Genomic DNA, 1487 nt, shown 5'->3' with positions numbered 1-1487 from the left:
CAATATCTCCAACTTCTTCAACATATGAATGTGGGAGTCTCCAAGAGGCAGGATGTAAACCTGTACTATAAGCTAAAACGGATAAATGCATATGTTTCATTATTATTAATCCCTTCATTACAAAATAAAAAATAACATTTTAATTTGTATTTATCATAAATAACTTAATGAAATTTTACAATATTTATTGCATATTTTATAATCTCATTTTCCGAAATGCTCCTTCTAATAAATAAAGGCAAGATGCTTATAGCAACTTGCCTCAAAATAATTTTTAAGCTATTAATATTAATTATATTTTCTTATCTATAAACTAATCCACCATCAGTTAAAATAGATTGTCCAGTGATATAGTCAGAATCACTTGATGCAAGGAATGAAACTAAATTGGCAACATCAGTAGGTTCTTGATATCTTCCAAGTTTAATTGCTGAAGAAAATTCTTTAAATGCGTCACCTTTTTTAAGATTATCATCCAATTTAACCATTTCTTCATCGATGCGATCCCACATTTTAGTTTTAGCAACACCTGGACAATAAGCATTCACTGTAATTCCTTTATCTGCTAACTCTTTTGCTGCTGTCTGCGTAAATGAACGAACTGAATGTTTTGTTGCTGAATAAGTACCAAGTACTTCGTAAGATTCATGTCCTGCTATACTACAAGCATTTATAATCTTACCTTTACTGTTCTGTTTGATAAATTGATTAGCAGCTGCTTGAATACCAAATAATGTTCCAAACACATTAATATTAAACAATTTATTCAATTCATCTTCATCAATTTTTAAAATTGGACTAACTGCATCTACCCCTGCATTATTTACCATAACATCCAATTGGCCAAATTCTGTTTCTGCAAATTTAACTAACTCTTCTTGCTCTTTTTTCTTAGAAACATCGCTTCTAAAAGCAGATACTTTATATCCTTTTTCTTTGAATTCTTTCTCAGTTTCTAATAGAAGTTCTTCATTAATATCTTGTAATACTATATTAAATCCATCATTGGCCAATCGTTCTGCAATACCTTTTCCTAATCCGCCTGCTGAACCTGTGACTATTGCTGTTTTACTCATAACCAAATCACTCCTATATCTTATTATATTTAGTTATTCCCTATTTGCTTTATCAGAAACTTTTTAAATTAGATTTTTTAATTTCATCCCATTTTTGATTTAATAATTTAACTGGTTCTGTTGCAAAGTTGAATTTATAATATAATTTTAACAAAAAGGAGTCTTCTGTATGAACTATTTCAGATATAAACAATTTAACAAGGATGTTATCACTGTAGCCGTTGGCTACTATCTAAGATATGCATTGAGTTATCGTGATATATCTGAAATATTAAGGGAACGTGGTGTAAACGTTCATCATTCAACGGTCTACCGTTGGGTTCAAGAATATGCACCAATTTTATATCGAATTTGGAAGAAAAAGCATAAAAAAGCTAATTACAAATGGCGTATTGATGAGACGTACATCAA

The 1487-nt window shown here is 29.9% G+C and carries 1 protein-coding gene and 1 pseudogene; one reads left to right on the top strand and one right to left on the bottom strand.

Annotated features, from left to right (window positions below; all coding sequences use genetic code 11):
- Positions 1-302: 302 nt before the first annotated feature.
- Complete coding sequence (locus HMPREF3134_RS10210; RefSeq protein ID WP_046099774.1) at positions 303-1076, bottom strand: acetoin reductase; 774 nt, start codon at positions 1074-1076, stop codon at positions 303-305.
- 169 nt (positions 1077-1245) lie between these two features.
- On the opposite strand from HMPREF3134_RS10210, the pseudogene HMPREF3134_RS10205 reads away from it, so the two are divergent.
- Positions 1246-1487: pseudogene (locus tag HMPREF3134_RS10205) on the top strand (IS6 family transposase); the annotation flags it as partial.

The organism is Staphylococcus sp. HMSC14D10 (genome assembly GCF_001808125.1).
In the GTDB taxonomy this organism is placed as follows: Bacteria; Bacillota; Bacilli; order Staphylococcales; family Staphylococcaceae; genus Staphylococcus; species Staphylococcus haemolyticus.
The sequence above is the reverse complement of the archived record's forward strand: the minus strand, read 5'-3'. Positions and strand labels throughout refer to the sequence as shown.

What these genes read in the sequence shown, in the direction of transcription:
- HMPREF3134_RS10210 (WP_046099774.1), bottom strand. Translation starts at nt 1,076, where the DNA reads ATGAGTAAAACAGCAATAGTCACAGGTTCAGCAGGCGGATTAGGAAAA.